Below are 18,142 nucleotides of genomic sequence, written 5' to 3'. Positions count from 1 at the left end.
TGCTGGGCGCCGTCGGACAGTGCGCGCACGATGGTGTCGGTGCGGCGGGCACTGTCGACGGCGCGGCCGGTGACCTCGGCGGATTGCGCGACCTGACGGCTGATCTCGGTGATGGAGGAAGAGAGCTCTTCGGCGGCGGCCGCGACGGTCTGGACGCGCTGGCTGGCTTCGGTGGCGGCGGAGCCGACCACGGAGGCACGGCGGTTGGTGCCTTCGGCGGTCGAGGACATCGACTTGGCGGTGGCCTCGAGCTCACCGGAGCCGGAGGCCATCAGGCCGACGAGCTGGCCGACGGAGGTATCGAAGCGGTCGGCGAGGGCGATCAGCGCCTCGCGCTTCTCCTGTTCGGAGCGCGTCTTGGTGGCGGCCTGTTCGGCCTCCAACGCGCGCGCCGTCAAGGCCGTCTGGCGCAGGATTTCGAGGGTCTCGGCCATGCGGCCGATCTCGTCGCCGCGATCGGTCTCCTCGACCGGCTTGTCGATGGCCCCTTCGGATATCTCCTGCATGCGATTCTTCTGGCGGTCGAGCGCGCCGAGCACGTCGCGGGCGATCAGCCAGGACAGCGCCGCCATCAGCAGCATCAGGCCCACGCCGATTGCGCCGAGCTCCAGCGTCAGCGCGCGTACGTCGGAGTCGATGTCGTCGACATAGAGGCCGTAGCTGATGGTCACGTTCCAGGGCGCGAATTTGCGTGCGAACACGGTCTTGCGGACCGGCTCGGTCTGGCCGGGGCGGGGATAGAGATAGGAGGTGACGCCGCCCTGCGCGGTCTCGCTGCCGGCCTTGATGATGGCGTCGGCGATCAGCACACCGTTGGAATCCTTGGCACCGGTGATCTTGCCTTCGAGCTGCTGATTGGCGCCGTTCACGACGAGGGAGCCGTCCTGATTGTAGACCACCGGATAGCCCTGGTTGCCGTTGAAGTTCATGCGGCGTCCGCGTTGGTGGAACAGGCTTTTGGCCTCGGCCGGCGTCAGCTTGCCCGCGGTCACTTCGTCCTGGAGTGCCTGGGCGTAGTTGTAGAGGAGCTCGACGGCGGTCCGCATCTGCTGGACGCGGTCCTCCATCATGCGGCTCTTGCTGAGCACAGCCGATACGCCGATGATGGCCGTGACTGTGAGAGCCGCAAGGCAGACCATGCTGGCAAGCTTGGTGCGGATCTTCAAATGGCTCAGCAACTTCATCACGGCCCCTACGGAATGGTTATTATTGCTCGCATGGGTAGCATGAAGTTCTTACCAAACTTGAACATGCGCGCGCAGAACCGCGCCGCGCGAGAGCTGCCGTGCGGTCTTATGCGCAAGCCTGCAACCGACCCGACGACAGGCGTCGGTGCAGGCCAATGCGGATGCCGGAGAGGACTGGTCTTTCGCTTTGGCGGTCAGCCAGCCTGGCAGGAGCGCTCATGAATCGATTCGTTCACCGAATCATCATGTCCGTGCTGCTCGTGGCGGTCCTCGTTCTCATCTGGAACGTGCTGGGGACTCGCTGACCGGCACCGGCAGATCCGCCGGTGCCGTCTTGCTTTCAGGTTAACCGGCGAAGCGCGTCAGCGCCGCGCATAGGCGCCGCCTGCGTCGCTCTCCTTGCCCATCGCTGCATCGACGCTCACCGAGCCGCCGCCGGCCGCCGAGAGATAGAGACAGGCGAAGCAGAACAGGATCGCGGCGGTGCCGCCGTTCAGCAGCGGCAGGAGCACCGGCGTCTCGCCCTTGAACATGTGGCCCATGAAGTAGGCGAAGGCCATTTCACCCGAGAGGATGAACGCGGTGAGCCGCGTGAACAGGCCGAGGATCAGGAGCGCGCCGAGCACGAGCTCGATCGCGCCGGCCGTCCAGATCAGCGGCGGAATGTTGGCGAAGTAGGGAAGCACCGGAAACTTGAACAGCTTGGCGACGCCGTACTGGAACAGCAAGAGGCCGGTGACGAAGCGAAACAGGCTCAGCAGAACCGGTTGAAAGCGAGAGAGATAAGGAAAGTCCATTGGTTTGCCCTCCATCCAATGCTGCGACTTGGATCGTATTCAGTTTCGTCTCGCAAGCCACCTACGATCAATTCCGCGCTGACATTTTTGTCATGTCGGACAAAACACCGCAGGCCCGGCCTTTCAGCCGCGCGCGATCCGCCATTTTTGCGCGTTCGCCTCGGGCTCGTACGTAATATCCCGGTGACGCCAAGGGATGCAGGTTACGTCGGGGAGACCTAATCCCGCAAGGCGGGGACGACCAGGAATGGAATCATTCCGAGGATCACGCTCGCAAGTGCGAAGACCAGCAGGAGATTGTAGCCGTGCGTTGCATCGTGAATCAGGCCGCCGCTCCATGAGCCGAAGGCCGAGCCGAGGCCGCTGCCGATCGAGATCGCGCCGAAGATGGTGCCGACGCGCTTGCCGCGAAAGATCTTCATTGCAGTGGCGGTAATCAGCGGCCCGCGGGAGCCCATCATGCTGCCGAAGCAGACGACGAAACCGGTGAGCAGGATGACGTTCGGATAGTACTGCAGCAGCCAGAGCAGAACGATGCCGAGGATCGAGATCGCGTAGCTGAGCAGCACCGACGGCCGGCGTCCGATCAGGCCGTCGAGCGCGGAGACGCCGAGCATGCCGAACACCAGCACGACGCCGGAGAAGCCCCAGGCGGTCGCAGCCTGGAGCGGTGGGAAGCCGGCGTCGATCAGATAGGCCACGATCTGCGCCGCGATGGAATACATGCCGACCGCAGTGAAGAAGAAGGTCGAGAACAGCGCCCAGAAGGCATGATGACGCATCGCGCTCACGAGCGTCCAGCCGCTGTCGACGAAGTCAGGATCGCTCTTCTTGGCGACGTGCGGTGAGCCGGCCGCGAACACGCGCCAGGGCAGGAGCAGCAGCGGCACCAGCAGCCCGAGCGCGGCGAGGCCGTAGACCTGATAGGTTTCGCGCCAGCCGAGATGATCGATCAGAAGCTGCGAGGCCGGAAGCAAGGCCAGCACACCGCCGCCCATCGCCGAATAGACTACGGCCGTGGCGGTCGGCAGCCGCGGCCCGAACCAGCGGCCGAGCAGGATAGAGTTGGGTACAATGCCGATGAAGGCAACGCCGATGCCGAGGCAGATGCCGATCGACAGCTGGAATTGCCAGAGGGCTTGCGCTTGGCTCGCGATCAGGAAGGCCGAACCGAGCAGGAGCAGCCCGAGCGCATAAACGATGCGCGGTCCGGAATGATCGAACAGGCGCCCGACCAGCGGTGCGGTCAGCCCGCTGACGAGCCAGGTCAGTGAATAGATCGAGACGGCCTGGGCACGGTCCCAGCCAAGATTTTCGGAGATCGGCTTGAGGAAGACGGTGAAGCTCTCGCTGAGCCCGCGGCCAAGAACCGCCAGCGTAAAGCACAGGCCGAGCACGACGAGAGCAGTGCGCACCGCCTTCGGCCTGGTGCTTCCGGCGTGTTCCCTGTTCGCTTCCGCTGTCGTTTCCTTGGTCGCGTTCTGGTCCATTGCCGGTCAGGAGGCGCGCTTCGGCGCGACCTGACAAGCAGTGAAAAGCTCATACGCCTATGCAGGCTTGATGAGCACGTGCTTCTTCTTGCCGAAGGACAGCTTGATCACGCCTTCCGGAGTCAGATTGCCGGTCGACAGCGCCATCTTCTCGTCGGTAATTGGCGCGTCGTTGACGCGCAGGCCGCCGCCCTTGATCTGCCGTCGGGCTTCGCCGTTGGAGGCAACGAGGCCTGCCTTGACGAAGGCGTTGAGCACGCCGAGGCCGGCGTCCAGCTCGCCACGCGGAATTTCCACCGTCGGCAGGCTTTCGGCGAGCGCGCCTTCCTCGAAGGTGCGGCGCGCGGTCTCCGCCGCTTCGTTTGCGGCGTCCCGGCCGTGCAGCAGCGCGGTTGCTTCGGTCGCGAGCACCTTCTTGGCTTCGTTGATCTCCGAGCCGCCCAGCGCCTCGAGCTTCCTGATCTCGGCGATCGGCAGCGTCGTGAACAGCTTCAGGAACTTGCCGACGTCGGCGTCCTCGGTGTTGCGCCAGTACTGCCAGAAATCGTATGGGCTGAACTGGTCGGCATTGAGCCAGACCGCACCTTGCGCGGTCTTGCCCATCTTGGCGCCCGAGGCGGTCGTCAGCAGCGGCGTCGTCAGCGCGAACAGCTGGTGCGTGCCCATGCGGCGGCCGAGATCGACGCCCATGATGATGTTGCCCCACTGGTCCGAGCCGCCCATCTGGAGGCGGCAACCGGTGCGCTTGGCCAGCTCGACGAAGTCGTAGGCCTGGCAGACCATGTAGTTGAACTCGATGAAGCTCATCTCCTGCTCGCGCTCGAGACGCAGCCGCACGGAGTCCATGGTCAACATGCGGTTGACCGAGAAGTGCCGGCCGACGTCGCGCAGCATCTCGATCCAGTTCAGCCTGGTCAGCCACTCCGCATTGTCGAGCATGATGGCGTCGCTCTTGCCCTCGCCATAACGGAGCACCTTTGCGAACACGCCGCGGATCGATTCCTTGTTGGCCTCGATCTCGGCGACGGTGCGCATCGCGCGCGTCTCGTCCTTGCCGGAGGGATCGCCCACCATGGTGGTACCGCCGCCCATCAGCGTGATCGGCTTGTTGCCGGACTGCTGGAGCCAGTGCAGCATCATCATGGTCAGGTAATTGCCGATGTGCAGCGAGCGGGCGGTGCAATCGTAGCCGACATAGGCGATGGCCTCGCCCTTGGCGGCGAGCGCATCCAGCCCCTCGACATCGGAGCACTGGTGGATGAATCCTCGTTCCTGCAGGATATTGAGGAAATCCGATTTAAATGCAGTCATCTGTCGGCATGCCTGACAATTCTTGGTTTACTGTTTTGGGGGCAATTTAAGGGTCTTCCGCGGGAACCCGATGACCGCCCGCCACCTGGCGCGTTGGCATTATAAGATGTGTCCCTCTGGCACAAGATCGGCAGGCCAGGGCGGGTCTCTTGAGGACGCTGATCCATGATGTTGACGGCACTCGGTCTGATGAGCGGCACCTCGCTGGACGGGGTGGATGTCGCGCTGATCGAAACCGACGGAAAACAGGTGAAGGCGTTCGGGCCGACCGGCTACCGGGCCTACAGCCCGGCCGAGCGCAACCTGCTGCGCCAGGCGCTGAGCGAGGCCGTGCATCTTTCGCAACGCGACGCCCGCCCGGGCATTCTGGCCGATGCCGAGCGTGCGGTGACGCGGGCCCATGCCGAGGCGGTGACTGCCTTCCTCGCCCAGAATCGCATGAGGCCGGAGGACATCGACATCGTCGGCTTCCACGGCCAGACTGTGCTGCACCGGCCCGAGAAGCGGCTGACGGTGCAGATCGGCGATGGGCGGGCACTGGCCAGGGCGATCCATATTCCCGTCATGTATGATTTCCGCGCGGCCGACGTCGAGGCCGGCGGGCAGGGCGCGCCCTTCGTGCCGGTCTACCACCGGGCGCTTGTCCAATCGCTGCAGCGCGAGGGGCCGATCGTCGTGGTCAATATCGGCGGCGTCTCCAACGTGACCTATATCGACGGCAACGAGGCGCTGATTGCCTGTGACACCGGCCCGGGCAATGCGCTCCTGGACGATTTCATGTACCGCACCATGAACCAGGCGTTCGATGCGGAAGGCAAATTCGCAGCGCTCGGCAAGGTGGACGAAGCCTGGATCGCGCGGGCGCTGGAGCTGCCGTTCTTCGCGGCTCCGCCGCCGAAATCGCTCGACCGCAACGATTTTGCCGCCCTGAAGCTCGGCGACGTCGCTCCGGCCGACGGTGCCGCGACGCTGACTGCCTTCACCGCGGCGGCGATCTCCCGCATCATTTCGCTGTTGCCGCGGCGGCCGCGGAGCTGGATCGTCTGCGGCGGCGGCGCCCGCAACCTCACCATGCTGCGGATGCTGCGGGAGCGGGTGGGCTCGGCGACCGTCGAGGCCGCCGAGACGCTCGGCTGGGCCTCCGATGCCATCGAGGCGCAGGCCTTCGGCTTCCTCGCCGCCCGCGGCCTGAAGGGCCTGCCGCTGTCGTATCCCGCTACCACGGGCGTGCCGATGCCGATGACGGGCGGGGTCATGGCGCGGCCTTGATCGCGCGAGCGCTGGCGGATCTGCAAGGGAGATCGGAAGTGAAGGATTCTTCAGGAGATTCCGGCCTGGGGCGCCTCTCGGTGGCGTCGGGGGACTGTATCCATTGCGGACATGCGATCGGATATCACCATCTTGAGGGCGACAAGTGCAGTTGCAAAGATTGCGCTTGCCCGGGGTACGCGGACTGTCCGCGTCCCGCAAACTCAAACTCGAAGCTTCCTCGCTAACCTCGAAGTTTCATGCAAGTGCATTGAACTTGACGAGTGGATGCGAATGCATCTATCTTGGATGCAGTTGCATCTAACCGTCCGGGATCATCGCCATGACCGCTTCGTTGAAACTGATCAGCCACAAGCTTTGTCCCTACGTGCAGCGCGCGGTGATCGCGCTCAAGGAGAAGGGCGTGCCGTTCGAGCGGATCGACATAGATCTCGCCAGCAAGCCCGAATGGTTTCTGAAGCTCTCGCCGCTCGGCAAGGTGCCGGTGCTGGTGGTGACGAACGACAGGGGCGAGGTCGCGCTGTTCGAGAGCAACGTGATCTGCGAGTACATCGAGGAAACGCAAGGCGGCGCGAAGCTGCATCCGGCGGATCCGTTGAAACGCGCCGAGCACCGCGCCTGGATGGAGTTCGGCTCGGCGATCCTTGGCGATCTCTGGGGCCTGGAGACGACGACCGATCCGGCGACCTTCGACAGCAAGAGACAGGCGCTGGTGTCGAAGTTCGCGCGTGTCGAGGCCGCGCTTGGCGCAGGTCCATTCTTCTCCGGTGCGCAATTCAGCCTGGTCGATGCAGTGTTCGCGCCCATCTTCCGCTATTTCGACCTGTTCGACGAGCTGACCGAGCACGGCATCTTCCGCGATGTGCCGAAGGTCAGTGCGTGGCGCGCCGATCTCGCGAAACGTCCGAGTGTGCGCAGCGCGGTCGGCGCGGACTATCCGCAATTGCTGCGCGCCTTCCTCGTGCGGCACGACGCGCATCTGCTCAAGCTCGCGGCCTGAGCGCACGCCATGTCTCCGTCGCTGGCTTGGGCCATGCTCGTGCTCGCAGGCCTGCTCGACGTCGGCTGGGCGATCGCGATGAAATATGCGGAAGGCTACACGCGGCCCGGCTGGAGCATCGCATCGCTCGTGCTGCTCGCCGCGTTCGTCTTCCTGCTCGGACGCGCCTTGAAGGTGCTCGAGATCGGCGTCGCCTATTCGGTCTGGACCGGCATCGGCGCCGCCGGCACCTTCGTGATGGGCGTGGTGTTGTTCGGCGAGACCTTGAGCGCGATGAAGCTTGCGGGCATCGCGCTCGTCTTGACGGGGATCGTCGCGCTCAAGCTGGCTTGAGCTGCATCCTTCACCGCACGTTGGCGAGACGCATGTCGAGATAGGCCGTGATAGTCTCCATCAGCGGCTCGAGCTTGGCGTCGAAGAAATGGTTGGCGCCGGGGATGATCTGCTGGTCGATCACGATTCCCTTCTGCGTCTTCAGCTTCTCGACCAGCGTGTTGACGTCCTTCGGCGGCACCACCGCATCCTTCTCGCCATGCACGATCAGGCCCGACGACGGGCAGGGCGCGAGGAACGAGAAGTCGTAGAGGTTCGCGGGCGGCGCGATCGAGATGAAGCCCTCGACCTCGGGGCGGCGCATCAGCAGCTGCATGCCGATCCAGGCGCCGAAGGAGAAGCCTGCGACCCAGCAGGCGCGCGCTTCGGGATTGATGGTCTGCGCCCAGTCGAGCGCGGCGGCTGCATCCGACAATTCGCCGGTGCCGTGGTCGAACGAGCCCTGGCTGCGGCCGACGCCGCGGAAATTGAAGCGCAGCACCGAGAAGCCGCGATGCGCGAAGGCGTAGTAGCACTGGTACACGATCTGATGGTTCATCGTGCCGTGGAACTGCGGATGCGGATGCAGGATCATCGCGATCGGCGCGTTCTTCTGCTTGGCCGGGTGATAGCGGCCTTCGAGACGGCCCGCAGGGCCGGTAAAAATGACTTCAGGCATGGATGTCTCTGATTTAAGTCCCTTGGAGGTGATCCCTGCGCAATCAACCGACTGTGGCTCCATCAGCGTTGCGACCGACCGGAGCACGAATGAGGGTGGAGAGGCGCGCCCTCGGATGATGCGCGAGTGGCGCGCAGGTGAACTGACGCGCGCGTTCTAACACGAGGCAAGGGTCAAAAAGCAAGCTTCTTCGACATCTCTCAATGGGCTCAACAGCTTAGCCAGTCATGGCAGCGTCATCTTCGGCCTGTCGCCCCTGATCGGGACCTGCCCGAGTTCAACGGGAGAACGGCAGGAGCCGGCCGCGCTGCCACAGGGCAGCGCTCAACCAATTGGAATCACGACTGTTTCGCCGGTCGATCGGCGGTGGTGATTCCCGCCGGGGCGGTTCGACTGCCGAGCGAGGCGGCCGCCCGCCGGTAACGCCGGCTGCCGCCGAGCGTCTGGCCGTTGTCGAAGGCGAGCTCGAAGTCTCCTGAAGGCTTGAGGTCCACGCCGCGCACCCGGTCGAGATTGGCAAGCCTCGTCCGATGAACGCGGACGATGGAAAAACGCGCCAGCTCGCTTTCCGCGGCTGCCAGCGTGCCCCGAATGAGGTGCTGGGTGCCGTCGGCGAGGCTGTACTCGATGTAGTTGCCGGCGGAGGCGACCCAGAGGATCTCGCGCGGCACCACGCGAATGCGGCTCGCGCCATCGCGCAGCCAGATCACATCCGGCGATGAAGCCTGTTGGGAGGGCGGTGGTGCCGGCGGAGCGGCCGCGGCGCTCTTCAGCTCGCGGCGGCTTTCGAGCAGCCAGATCGTGCCGGCGATCAGGACAGCCGCCACGGCATCCTTGCGGAATTCGTAAAGGACCGTCGCAAGCGAGAAACGGAAATCGTAGGCGCCTCCGGCGAGCCAGAGCGCAAGCTTCCGCACCCAGACCATGCCGGTGATGTGGAGCGCCGAAAAGCCGAGCAGGGTGATCGCCCCGATCGCTGCGCGGGCGGCAAGGCCGGGCGTTCGGCGCATGCGGCGGACCGCCAGCACCAGGATCGGCAGCAGCAGCAGGATGACGGCAATGCTCGACATCTCCCAGAACAGCCGCCGGCCGATGTCGTAGCTGTCGCCGCGCCAGGCCGCGTCCTGAGCGAACGAAAACGCGTTGACGATTCCGATCGCGAGCGCGACGGCCGCGATCGCTGCGAACATCATCCGGTCGCCGCCGCTGATCCCGAAAGGCCCGCGACTCGTCCCGGCCGCGGGCGGCTCGTCCCCCGGTGTCCGATTCTGATCCCAAACCGGCTCGACGCGCGCCGCCGGCGGAGCATTTTCGGTGTCAGCAGCCATGGCCCGGAAACCGCGTTCGTCGTCCCGTCAAGGAGCAGAATACCATGCCAACACCACAGCAATTCCAAAGCTCGGACAGGCGCATCGATCTGGACTGGGTGCGGATTTTAGCCTTTGGGCTGCTGATCTTCTACCACGTCGGCATGCTCTACGTGTCCTGGGGATTTCACATCAAGAGCGTGCACCGGCTCAGCTGGCTGGAACCGGTGATGCTGTTCCTCAACCCCTGGCGGCTGTCGCTGCTGTTTCTGGTGTCCGGGGTTGCCACGCGCTTCATGCTGGACAAGTCAAGTCTCGCCTCGATGGCCGGTGCACGGTCGGCGCGGCTCTTGATCCCGCTGATCTTCGGCATGCTCATCATCGTGCCGCCGCAGTCCTACCTCCAGATCGTCGAGAGCCTCGGCTATTCCGCGGGCTTTTTCGATTTCTACGCCCGGCACTATTTTGCCTTCGGGGCGCAGTTCTGTCCGAACCCCTGCATCGTGCTGCCGACCTGGAACCATCTCTGGTTCGTGGTCTATCTGTGGGTCTACACGATGGCCTTGCTGGGCGTGCTCGCGCTTTGGCCGGCCGGCGCCGACTGGCTTGGCCGCAAGCTGGCCGTCTTGCTCGCGGGACCATGGCTCCTGATCGTGCCGTGCCTGCTGTATGTGGCTTGGCGTCTGGTGCTGTTCCCGGCCTTCCCGTCGACGCATGCGTTGTTCGGTGACTGGTACAACCACGCGGACCACGCCACGGCCTTCCTGATCGGTTTTCTCATGGCGAAGCAGGAAGGGATCTGGCGCAACGTCGAGGCCCGGCGCTGGGTGGCATTGGTCGCTGCGGCCGTCTGCTTCTCGGCCTTCATCCTGGTTCGGGCCGGTCTGTTTGCGCCATCGCCGGCGCTGAAGTGGGCCGCCGCCTCGGCCTATGGTGGCTACCAATGGCTCGCGATTGCAGCCGTGCTGGGCTTTGCGCGGCGCTACTTCACAGCCGACGGTCCCTTGCGTCGCTATCTGACCGACGCGATCTTCCCGTACTACATCGTGCATCAGACCGCGATCATCGTGATCGCGCATCAACTGCATGGCACCGGTATGCCGGCCGGGATCGAGGCGTTCATCGTTATTATTGGGACCGCACTCACATGTGTGACGACCTATGAAATCGTCCGGCGCATCGCCTGCCTGCGGCCGCTGTTCGGATTGCGGCCGGTGCCGCGGACGGTTCTCAGGACGGAGCGGCATAAGCCGGCCTGATGCGCTCCGTCCGGTTGGCCCGCTGGCAAAAGGTGTTAAGAGAGCGAGATGCCGACACGTGTCTATCTCGACTGGAACGCGACTACGCCGCTGCGCCCCGAGGCGCGGGCGGCGATGGTTGCGGCCTATGACCTCGTCGGCAATCCGTCATCGGTCCATGCCGAAGGGCGGGAGGCGCGACGGTTGGTCGAGGAGGCGCGCGCCGCGCTTGCGGCCGCAGTCGGCGCACTGCCACGGAACGTTATCTTCACCTCCGCTGGAACCGAGGCCAATGCGCTGGCGCTCTCGCCGGGTCTGCGGGGGCCCTCGGGCGGCCCCGTCGAGCGGCTGCTGGTCTCGGCGGTCGAGCATGCTTCGGTGCTGGCCGGCGGCCGGTTCCCGGCGGACAGGATCGGCCTGATCCGTGTCACGCGCTCCGGCGTGGTCGACCTCGAGGATCTGAAGGCAGAGCTCAAGGACGGCCCGCCAGCTCTGGTTTCAATCATGGCCGCCAATAACGAGACCGGCGCGCTCCAGCCCGTCGCTGAGGCCGCAAGCGTCGCCCATGGGGCCGGCGGCCTCCTGCACGTCGATGCAATCCAGGTGCTTGGTAAAATCCCGTTCGATATCAATAAGGTAGGGGCAGACCTTGCCACCTTTTCTGCGCACAAGATCGGCGGCCCCAAGGGGGTCGGCGCATTGGTGATGGCCGAGGGGATCGTCGGCCTGGAGCCGGTGCTGCGGGGCGGCGGGCAGGAGCTCAGCCGTCGGGCCGGAACCGAGAATGTCGCGGGGGTCGCCGGCTTCGGGGCGGCGGTGAAAGCCGCGCTTCAGGCTCTGCCGGAGGATGTGAAGCGCATGGCAACTCTTAGAAATCGTTTGGAAAATGGCCTGCGTGGCGTTGCCAGGGTGACGGTCTTCTCGGACGACGTGGAACGCTTGTCAAACACCTTGCTCTTCACCGCACCCGATCTGAAGGCCGAAACCGCCGTGATTGGCTTCGACCTGGAGGGGATCGCGGTCTCCTCCGGCTCCGCCTGCTCCTCTGGCAAGGTCCAGCCGTCCCACGTCCTGTCGGCCATGGGCTATGACCCCGCGGTCGCCCAGGGAGCGGTGCGGCTCAGTTTGGGCTGGTCCACGGGACCAGAAGACATCAATAGGGCGTTAGAGGCTTGGCGAAAGCTTGGTAATACCCTACTTAAGGGCTAAGCGACGAAACACGGCTCGAATGGTTCTAAGCCCGTGCTTTCCGCAGAGAAATATCGTAATACTCGACCGAGTTTGATCCACCGCGGTCCTTGAAACCGCGAGCGGAGGATGGAATGCCAGCCGTACAAGAGACGGTCGAGCGCGTGAAGCGCATCGACGTCGACCAGTATCGTTATGGGTTTGAGACCCTGATCGAGTCCGACAAGGCCCCCAAGGGTCTGTCGGAAGAAACCGTCAAGTTCATCTCCGAGAAGAAGAACGAGCCCGCCTGGATGCTGCAATGGCGGCTGGAAGCCTATCGGCGCTGGCTGACCATGACGGAGCCGACCTGGGCTAGGGTCGACTATCCCAAGATCGACTTCCAGGACCTCTATTACTACGCGGCGCCGAAGCCGAAGAAGACGATCTCCTCGCTCGACGAGATCGATCCGGAGATCCTCAAAACCTACGAGAAGCTCGGCATCCCCTTGCGGGAAGTCGCCATGCTCGAAGGCGTCGAGCCGAAGCCCGGCGAAGAGGACCCGGCCCGCCGCAAGATCGCGGTCGACGCGGTGTTCGATTCGGTCTCGGTTGCGACCACCTTCAAGGCCGAGCTGAAGAAGGCCGGCGTGATCTTCATGCCGATCTCGGAGGCGATCCGCGAGCATCCTGAACTGGTGCAGAAATATCTGGGATCGGTGGTGCCGACCTCGGACAATTTCTACGCGACGCTCAATTCGGCGGTGTTCTCCGACGGTTCGTTCGTCTACGTGCCGCCGGGCGTGCGCTGCCCGATGGAGCTGTCGACCTATTTCCGCATCAACGAGCGCAACACCGGCCAGTTCGAGCGCACGCTGATCATCGCCGACAAGGGCGCCTACGTCTCCTATCTCGAAGGCTGCACCGCGCCGCAGCGCGACGAGAACCAGCTGCACGCCGCCGTGGTCGAGCTCGTCGCCCATGACGACGCCGAGATCAAATATTCGACGGTGCAGAACTGGTATCCCGGCAATGCCGAAGGCAAGGGCGGTATCTACAATTTCGTCACCAAGCGTGGCGACTGCCGCGGCAACAATTCCAAGATCTCCTGGACCCAGGTCGAGACCGGGTCTGCGATCACCTGGAAATATCCGAGCTGCATCCTTCGCGGCGACAATTCCCGCGGCGAGTTCTACTCGATCGCGATCTCGAACGGCTATCAGCAGGTCGATAGCGGCACCAAGATGATCCATCTCGGCAAGAACACGACGAGCCGGATCATCTCCAAGGGCATCGCCGCCGGCAAGTCGCAGAACACCTATCGCGGCCTCGTCACGGCGCACCGGAAAGCCACCGGCGCGCGCAACTTCACGGCCTGCGATTCGCTGCTGATCGGCGACAAATGCGGCGCGCACACCGTGCCCTACATCGAGGCGAAGAACTCGTCGGCGACGTTCGAGCACGAGGCGACCACCTCGAAGATCTCCGAGGACGTGCTGTTCTACTGCATCCAGCGCGGGCTCAGCCAGGAAGAGGCGGTCGGCCTCGTCGTCAACGGCTTCGTCAAGGACGTGCTGCAGCAGCTGCCGATGGAATTCGCAGTGGAAGCGCAGAAGCTGATCTCGATCTCGCTGGAAGGGTCGGTCGGCTAGCTCGGACCTCATCCTGAGGAGGCCGCGCAGCGGCCGTCTCGAAGGATGGATACCGGAAAGATTGTTGGCCTCAATCCTTCGAGACGCGCCTTGCAGCGCTCCTCAGGATGAGGGGATAGATGGAAAAACATGATGGCTTTGCTTGAAGTGAAAGACCTCAAGGTTCGTGTCGAGGAGCGTGAGATCCTCCACGGGCTGACGCTGACCGTGAATGAAGGCGAGGTGCACGCGATCATGGGGCCGAACGGCTCCGGCAAGTCGACGCTCTCGCACGTCATCGCCGGCAAGCCCGGCTATGAAGTCACCGACGGTCAGATCCTGTTCAAGGGCGAGGATCTCCTGGAGATGGCGCCGGAGGAGCGCGCCGCGAAGGGCGTGTTCCTGGCATTTCAGTATCCGGTCGAGATTCCCGGCGTTGCCACCATGACTTTCCTGCGTACCGCGCTGAACGCGCAGCGCAAGGCGCGCGGCGAGAGCGAGTATTCGACGCCTGACTTCCTCAAGAAGGTCCGTGAAGTCTCGAAGTCGCTGAACATCCCGCAGGACATGCTCAAGCGCGGCGTCAATGTCGGATTCTCCGGCGGCGAGAAGAAGCGCAACGAGGTGCTGCAGATGGCGCTGTTCGAGCCGAGCCTGTGCATCCTCGACGAGATGGATTCCGGTCTCGACATCGACGCGCTGCGCATTGCGGCCGACGGCGTCAACGCGCTGCGCTCGCCGGGGCGCGCGATGGTCGTGATCACCCACTATCAGCGGCTGCTCAACTACATCGTGCCCGATTTCGTGCACGTGATGTCGAGAGGCCGTGTCGTGAAGAGCGGCGGCAAGGAGCTGGCGCTGGAGCTGGAGGCGTCCGGTTACGCCCAGTTCGAGGCCGCGTAAGGATTTTTGAAGATGAACGTTGCTGTGGCAAAGACCGGAGGCGGCCGTGCGGTGAGCGACCTGTTCGCCAGCGCCGAAGGCCGCTTGTCGGGATCGCCCGATGTGATCGCGGCGCGCCGCGAGGCGTTCGAGAGTTATGAGCGCCTCGGCCTGCCGCACCGCCGGATCGAGGAATGGAAATATACCGATCTGCGCGCCTTGGTCGGCGAGGTGCTACCGCTGGCGGCTGCACCCGATGCGGCCGCGCTGAAGCGCGCCTCGGACGCGGTGAAGGCGCATGCGATCGAAGGCGCCCGCAAGCTGGTGCTGGTCGACGGCGTGTTCGCGGCCGAACTCTCCGACGTGAAGGCGCTCGCATCCGAAGTGAGCCTCATGACGCTGCGGGAGGCGCTGCAGAAGGATGCCGGCGTCCTGAAGACCGTATCCACCGATGCCGTCATCGCGCTGAACGCGGCGCTGGCGACCGACGGCGTAGTGCTGTCGATTGCGGATGGTGCGCAGCTCTCTGCGCCGGTCCAGATCGTCCATGTGGCGACCGCCGCGTCGGTCTCGGTCTTCACTCGCTCGCAGGTGAAGGTCGGGAAGGGCGCCCGCGCCACCATCATCGAGAGTTTCGTCGCAGCCGGTGCAAAGACCTACCAGGTCAATGACGCCGTCATTATCGCGGTCGCCGACGACGCCGACGTCGCCCACATCCGTCTGATGGACGACGCGCCCGATGCGGTGAACATCACCTCGCAGTTCGTCACCGTGGGTGCCAACACCAAGCTCAATTTCTTCAACATGACCAGCGGCGCCGCGGTCAGCCGTTTGCAGGGCTTCATCACGCTGGCGGGCGAGGGCAGCGAGCTCTCCATCAACGGCGTGAACCTGTTGCAGAAGACCGAGCACGGCGACACCACGCTGGTGGTCGACCATGCCGTGCCGAACTGCGTCAGCCGCGAGATCTTCCGCGCCGTGATCGACGACCGCGCCCATTCGGTGTTCCAGGGCCGCATCATCGTCCGTCCGGACGCGCAGAAGACCGACGGCAAGATGATGACCCGCGCGCTGCTGCTCTCGGACGAGGCCGAGGCGGACAACAAGCCCGAGCTCGAGATCTTTGCCGACGACGTCTCCTGCGGCCACGGCGCCACCGCCGGCGCGCTGGACGACACCTTGTTGTTCTATCTCAAGGCGCGCGGCCTGCCGGAGAAGCAGGCCCAGGCGCTGCTGATCCAGGCCTTCGTGGGCGAGGCGATCGAGCAGATCGCCGACGATGGTTTGCGCGAGCATGTGATCGGCATGGCCGAGCGCTGGCTGGAGCGGCGATCATGAGCCCCCATCCGGCAGTCAAGAACGGCGCCTATGACGTCGCGCGCGTGCGCCAGGATTTCCCGGCGCTCGCTTTGCAGGTCTACGGCAAGAATCTGGTCTATCTCGACAACGCCGCCTCGGCCCAGAAGCCGCAGTCGGTGCTCGATCGCATGACGCAGGCCTATGCGAGCGAATACGCCAACGTGCATCGCGGCCTGCACTACCTCGCCAATGCCGCGACCGAAGCCTACGAGGGCGGCCGTACCAAGGTGGCGCAGTTCATCAACGCGCCGCGCACCGAAGAAGTGATCTTCACCCGCAACGCGACCGAGGCGATCAACCTGGTCGCGTCCTCGTGGGGTGGGCCGAATATCAAAGAGGGCGATGAGATCGTCATCTCGATCATGGAGCACCACTCCAACATCGTGCCGTGGCACTTCCTCAGGGAACGCCAGGGTGCCGTGATCAAATGGGCGCCGGTCGACGACGAGGGCAATTTCCTCATCGACGAGTTCGAGAAGCTGCTGACGCCGAAGACCAGACTTGTCGCGATCACGCAGATGTCGAATGCGCTCGGCACCATCGTGCCGGTGAAGGAGGTCGTGAGGATCGCCCACGCCCGCGGCATTCCCGTGCTCGTCGACGGCAGCCAGGGCGCGGTGCATCTGCCGGTCGACGTCCAGGACATCGGCTGCGACTTCTACGTCTTTACCGGTCACAAAGTGTATGGCCCGACCGGCATCGGCGTGCTCTGGGCCAAGTACGACCACCTCGTCGCGATGCGCCCCTACAATGGCGGCGGCGAGATGATCCGCGAGGTCTCGCGCGACATCGTCACCTATGGCGACCCGCCCCACAAGTTCGAGGCCGGCACCCCGCCCATCGTCGAGGCCGTCGGCCTTGGCGCCGCCATCGACTACGTCAATTCGATCGGCAAGGAGCGCATCGCCGCGCACGAGCACGATCTCACCACCTATGCCCAGGAGAAGCTGCGCGAGATCAACTCGCTGCGGCTGATCGGCACGGCGCGGGGCAAGGGCCCGGTGATCTCCTTCGAGCTCAAGGGCGCGCACGCCCACGACGTCGCGACCGTGATCGACCGCCAGGGCATCGCGGTACGCGCCGGCACCCATTGCGTGATGCCGCTTTTAGAGCGGTTCAACGTGACGGCGACATGCCGCGCCTCGTTCGGCATGTATAATACGCGGGAAGAAGTCGATCATCTGGCACAGGCGCTGCTGAAGGCGCGGGATTTGTTCGCATGAGTGACACGGCCGAAATCAAAGCCAATCCGATGGAGACCCACTCGGCGCTGCCGCCGGAGGAGACCGAGCGTCTGACCACCGAGATCATCGCCGGGCTCAAGACCGTCTTCGATCCGGAGATCCCGGCCGACATCTACGAGCTCGGCCTGATCTACAAGGTCGAGATCAAGGACGACCGCTCGGTCGACGTGCTGATGACGCTGACGACGCCGAACTGTCCGGCCGCCGGCGAACTGCCGACCATGGTCGAGAACGCGGTCGCCAGCGTCCCTGGCGTCGGCGTGGTCGACGTCAAGGTCGTCTGGGAGCCGCCGTGGTCGCCGGAACGCATGAGCGACGAGGCGCGGCTCGTGCTCAACATGTGGTGACGCCACCACCGGCATTGAATTCGCGCCGCAACGGACCACATCACTGATATGACCCAAATTTCGTCAGGCTCGACACCAGCATCCACCCCGAAGCCACGGCGGCCGCGCCCGCAGGTGATGCGGCTGACGGACGCCGCCGCCCAGCGCATCAGCGAGCTGACCCAGCGTGCCGATTCCGAGATCGTAGGTCTCCGCGTCGGCGTGAAGAATGGCGGCTGTGCCGGTCAGTCCTACACGGTTGAATACGCCCACGAGATCCGGCCGACCGACGAGGTCGTCGAGGACAAGGGCGTCAAGATCCTGGTCGATCCCAAGGCCGTGCTGTTCCTGCTCGGCACCGAGATGGACTACAAGGCCGACAAGATGCAGGCGCAGTTCGTCTTCAACAATCCCAACCAGGTCTCCGCCTGCGGCTGCGGCGAATCGGTCGAGCTGCGTCCCGCCAAGATCGACGGGTAATTAGCCCAACTCTCCCGTCTCGTGTCCCGGACGCGCTGCAGCGCCATAGCGCGTCGAAGACGCGCGTAAACGCGCTTATGGCGCTGCTGCGCAGAGCCGGGACCCACGCTATACTTCCCGTCGCAGAGGGACTGGGCCTCGGCTCAGCAGCGCATCGTTACACGCTGCGCTGCGTCCGGGGCACGAGAGAGCGTGCCCATGGACCGCGAATTCCTGATCGACCTGTTCGCCGATTTCGGCCCCGTCACCATCCGCAAGATGTTCTCGGGCTACGGCATCTCCGCCGACGGCGTCAATTTCGCGCTGTCCCTGCGCGCCGGCCTGTTCTTCCGCGCCGACGAGACGACCGTTCCGGACTTCGAGGCCGAAGGCTCAAAGCCGTTCCAGTATTCGACCCGCGCCAAGACCGTGGTGGTCAATTCCTACTGGGAGTTGCCAGCACGCCTGTTCGATGATTCCGCAG

Annotated in this window: 18 protein-coding genes; 12 read left to right on the top strand and 6 right to left on the bottom strand. The window is 64.4% G+C overall.

Going from position 1 to position 18,142, the window contains the following annotated elements; translation table 11 throughout:
* The 4 genes from H1B27_RS38165 to tyrS all read right to left on the bottom strand — a co-directional run.
* On the bottom strand, positions 1-1,184 hold a 1,184-nt coding region (locus tag H1B27_RS38165; protein WP_197969577.1), incomplete at its 3' end, for a methyl-accepting chemotaxis protein.
* Positions 1,185-1,549: 365 nt separating this feature from the next.
* Complete coding sequence (locus H1B27_RS38160) at positions 1,550-1,984, bottom strand: DoxX family protein (RefSeq protein WP_131868480.1); 435 nt, start codon at positions 1,982-1,984, stop codon at positions 1,550-1,552.
* Between the two features lie 218 nt (positions 1,985-2,202).
* A complete protein-coding gene (locus H1B27_RS38155; protein WP_197969576.1) occupies positions 2,203-3,474 on the bottom strand; it encodes an MFS transporter in 1,272 nt (423 codons plus the stop codon).
* Between the two features lie 57 nt (positions 3,475-3,531).
* Positions 3,532-4,785, bottom strand: a complete 1,254-nt coding sequence (gene tyrS / locus H1B27_RS38150; RefSeq protein ID WP_197969575.1) for a tyrosine--tRNA ligase — start codon at positions 4,783-4,785, stop codon at positions 3,532-3,534.
* 165 nt (positions 4,786-4,950) lie between these two features.
* Between tyrS and H1B27_RS38145 the strand changes: the two genes are divergently transcribed.
* From H1B27_RS38145 to H1B27_RS38135, 3 genes are all read left to right on the top strand, one after another.
* On the top strand, positions 4,951-6,054 hold the full coding sequence (locus tag H1B27_RS38145) for an anhydro-N-acetylmuramic acid kinase (protein WP_131868483.1): 1,104 nt from the start codon (positions 4,951-4,953) through the stop codon (positions 6,052-6,054).
* A 322-nt stretch (positions 6,055-6,376) separates the two neighbouring features.
* The gene (locus H1B27_RS38140; RefSeq protein WP_131868484.1) at positions 6,377-7,054 is read left to right on the top strand and encodes a glutathione S-transferase family protein; all 678 of its coding nucleotides are present in this window, start codon (positions 6,377-6,379) and stop codon (positions 7,052-7,054) included.
* Positions 7,055-7,063: 9 nt separating this feature from the next.
* Positions 7,064-7,387: a DMT family transporter gene (locus H1B27_RS38135; RefSeq protein ID WP_131868485.1), complete on the top strand. Its 324-nt coding sequence runs from the start codon at positions 7,064-7,066 to the stop codon at positions 7,385-7,387.
* A 10-nt stretch (positions 7,388-7,397) separates the two neighbouring features.
* Here the strand turns inward: H1B27_RS38135 and H1B27_RS38130 are convergent, their stop codons facing one another.
* Both H1B27_RS38130 and H1B27_RS38125 read right to left on the bottom strand, forming a co-directional pair.
* Positions 7,398-8,045: an alpha/beta hydrolase gene (locus tag H1B27_RS38130; protein ID WP_024337874.1), complete on the bottom strand. Its 648-nt coding sequence runs from the start codon at positions 8,043-8,045 to the stop codon at positions 7,398-7,400.
* Positions 8,046-8,383: 338 nt separating this feature from the next.
* Complete coding sequence (locus H1B27_RS38125; protein ID WP_246516020.1) at positions 8,384-9,238, bottom strand: LytTR family DNA-binding domain-containing protein; 855 nt, start codon at positions 9,236-9,238, stop codon at positions 8,384-8,386.
* Between the two features lie 179 nt (positions 9,239-9,417).
* On the opposite strand from H1B27_RS38125, the gene H1B27_RS38120 reads away from it, so the two are divergent.
* The 9 genes from H1B27_RS38120 to H1B27_RS38080 form a co-directional block, all read left to right on the top strand.
* A complete protein-coding gene (locus tag H1B27_RS38120; RefSeq protein ID WP_061880357.1) occupies positions 9,418-10,611 on the top strand; it encodes an acyltransferase family protein in 1,194 nt (397 codons plus the stop codon).
* Positions 10,612-10,659: 48 nt separating this feature from the next.
* The gene (locus H1B27_RS38115) at positions 10,660-11,799 is read left to right on the top strand and encodes a cysteine desulfurase family protein (protein ID WP_197969573.1); all 1,140 of its coding nucleotides are present in this window, start codon (positions 10,660-10,662) and stop codon (positions 11,797-11,799) included.
* Between the two features lie 113 nt (positions 11,800-11,912).
* A complete protein-coding gene (gene sufB, locus H1B27_RS38110; protein WP_061880359.1) occupies positions 11,913-13,409 on the top strand; it encodes a Fe-S cluster assembly protein SufB in 1,497 nt (498 codons plus the stop codon).
* 132 nt (positions 13,410-13,541) lie between these two features.
* Positions 13,542-14,291 (top strand): Fe-S cluster assembly ATPase SufC, encoded by a 750-nt coding sequence (gene sufC, locus H1B27_RS38105; protein WP_061880417.1) that lies wholly within the window; start codon positions 13,542-13,544, stop codon positions 14,289-14,291.
* 12 nt (positions 14,292-14,303) lie between these two features.
* Positions 14,304-15,608 (top strand): Fe-S cluster assembly protein SufD, encoded by a 1,305-nt coding sequence (gene sufD, locus H1B27_RS38100; protein ID WP_197969572.1) that lies wholly within the window; start codon positions 14,304-14,306, stop codon positions 15,606-15,608.
* Positions 15,605-16,852 (top strand): cysteine desulfurase, encoded by a 1,248-nt coding sequence (locus H1B27_RS38095; protein ID WP_061880361.1) that lies wholly within the window; start codon positions 15,605-15,607, stop codon positions 16,850-16,852. The genes sufD and H1B27_RS38095 overlap by 4 nt, the downstream gene beginning before the upstream one ends.
* Complete coding sequence (locus H1B27_RS38090; RefSeq protein ID WP_028177247.1) at positions 16,849-17,220, top strand: SUF system Fe-S cluster assembly protein; 372 nt, start codon at positions 16,849-16,851, stop codon at positions 17,218-17,220. The genes H1B27_RS38095 and H1B27_RS38090 overlap by 4 nt, the downstream gene beginning before the upstream one ends.
* Before the next feature lie 48 nt (positions 17,221-17,268).
* A complete protein-coding gene (locus H1B27_RS38085) occupies positions 17,269-17,679 on the top strand; it encodes a HesB/IscA family protein (protein WP_082822077.1) in 411 nt (136 codons plus the stop codon).
* Positions 17,680-17,877: 198 nt separating this feature from the next.
* Positions 17,878-18,142 (top strand): TfoX/Sxy family protein (locus H1B27_RS38080; RefSeq protein ID WP_197969571.1); only part of this gene is annotated, 265 nt, incomplete at its 3' end.

Origin of the sequence: Bradyrhizobium diversitatis (assembly GCF_016031635.1) — a bacterium.
In the GTDB taxonomy this organism is placed as follows: Bacteria; Pseudomonadota; Alphaproteobacteria; order Rhizobiales; family Xanthobacteraceae; genus Bradyrhizobium; species Bradyrhizobium diversitatis.
Note: the sequence above shows the minus strand (reverse complement) of the source record. Positions and strands in the feature narration are given on the sequence as shown.

Excerpts from the sequence above, each read along its gene's own strand:
- H1B27_RS38125 (WP_246516020.1), bottom strand. The coding sequence starts at position 9,238 with ATGATGTTCGCAGCGATCGCGGCCGTCGCGCTCGCGATCGGAATCGTC.
- H1B27_RS38140 (WP_131868484.1), top strand. The coding sequence starts at position 6,377 with ATGACCGCTTCGTTGAAACTGATCAGCCACAAGCTTTGTCCCTACGTG.
- tyrS (WP_197969575.1), bottom strand. The coding sequence starts at position 4,785 with ATGACTGCATTTAAATCGGATTTCCTCAATATCCTGCAGGAACGAGGA.
- H1B27_RS38090 (WP_028177247.1), top strand. The coding sequence starts at position 16,849 with ATGAGTGACACGGCCGAAATCAAAGCCAATCCGATGGAGACCCACTCG.
- sufB (WP_061880359.1), top strand. The coding sequence starts at position 11,913 with ATGCCAGCCGTACAAGAGACGGTCGAGCGCGTGAAGCGCATCGACGTC.
- H1B27_RS38155 (WP_197969576.1), bottom strand. The coding sequence starts at position 3,474 with ATGGACCAGAACGCGACCAAGGAAACGACAGCGGAAGCGAACAGGGAA.
- H1B27_RS38130 (WP_024337874.1), bottom strand. The coding sequence starts at position 8,045 with ATGCCTGAAGTCATTTTTACCGGCCCTGCGGGCCGTCTCGAAGGCCGC.
- sufD (WP_197969572.1), top strand. The coding sequence starts at position 14,304 with ATGAACGTTGCTGTGGCAAAGACCGGAGGCGGCCGTGCGGTGAGCGAC.
- sufC (WP_061880417.1), top strand. The coding sequence starts at position 13,542 with ATGGCTTTGCTTGAAGTGAAAGACCTCAAGGTTCGTGTCGAGGAGCGT.
- H1B27_RS38085 (WP_082822077.1), top strand. The coding sequence starts at position 17,269 with ATGACCCAAATTTCGTCAGGCTCGACACCAGCATCCACCCCGAAGCCA.
- H1B27_RS38145 (WP_131868483.1), top strand. The coding sequence starts at position 4,951 with ATGATGTTGACGGCACTCGGTCTGATGAGCGGCACCTCGCTGGACGGG.
- H1B27_RS38095 (WP_061880361.1), top strand. The coding sequence starts at position 15,605 with ATGAGCCCCCATCCGGCAGTCAAGAACGGCGCCTATGACGTCGCGCGC.
- H1B27_RS38135 (WP_131868485.1), top strand. The coding sequence starts at position 7,064 with ATGTCTCCGTCGCTGGCTTGGGCCATGCTCGTGCTCGCAGGCCTGCTC.
- H1B27_RS38115 (WP_197969573.1), top strand. The coding sequence starts at position 10,660 with ATGCCGACACGTGTCTATCTCGACTGGAACGCGACTACGCCGCTGCGC.
- H1B27_RS38120 (WP_061880357.1), top strand. The coding sequence starts at position 9,418 with ATGCCAACACCACAGCAATTCCAAAGCTCGGACAGGCGCATCGATCTG.
- H1B27_RS38160 (WP_131868480.1), bottom strand. The coding sequence starts at position 1,984 with ATGGACTTTCCTTATCTCTCTCGCTTTCAACCGGTTCTGCTGAGCCTG.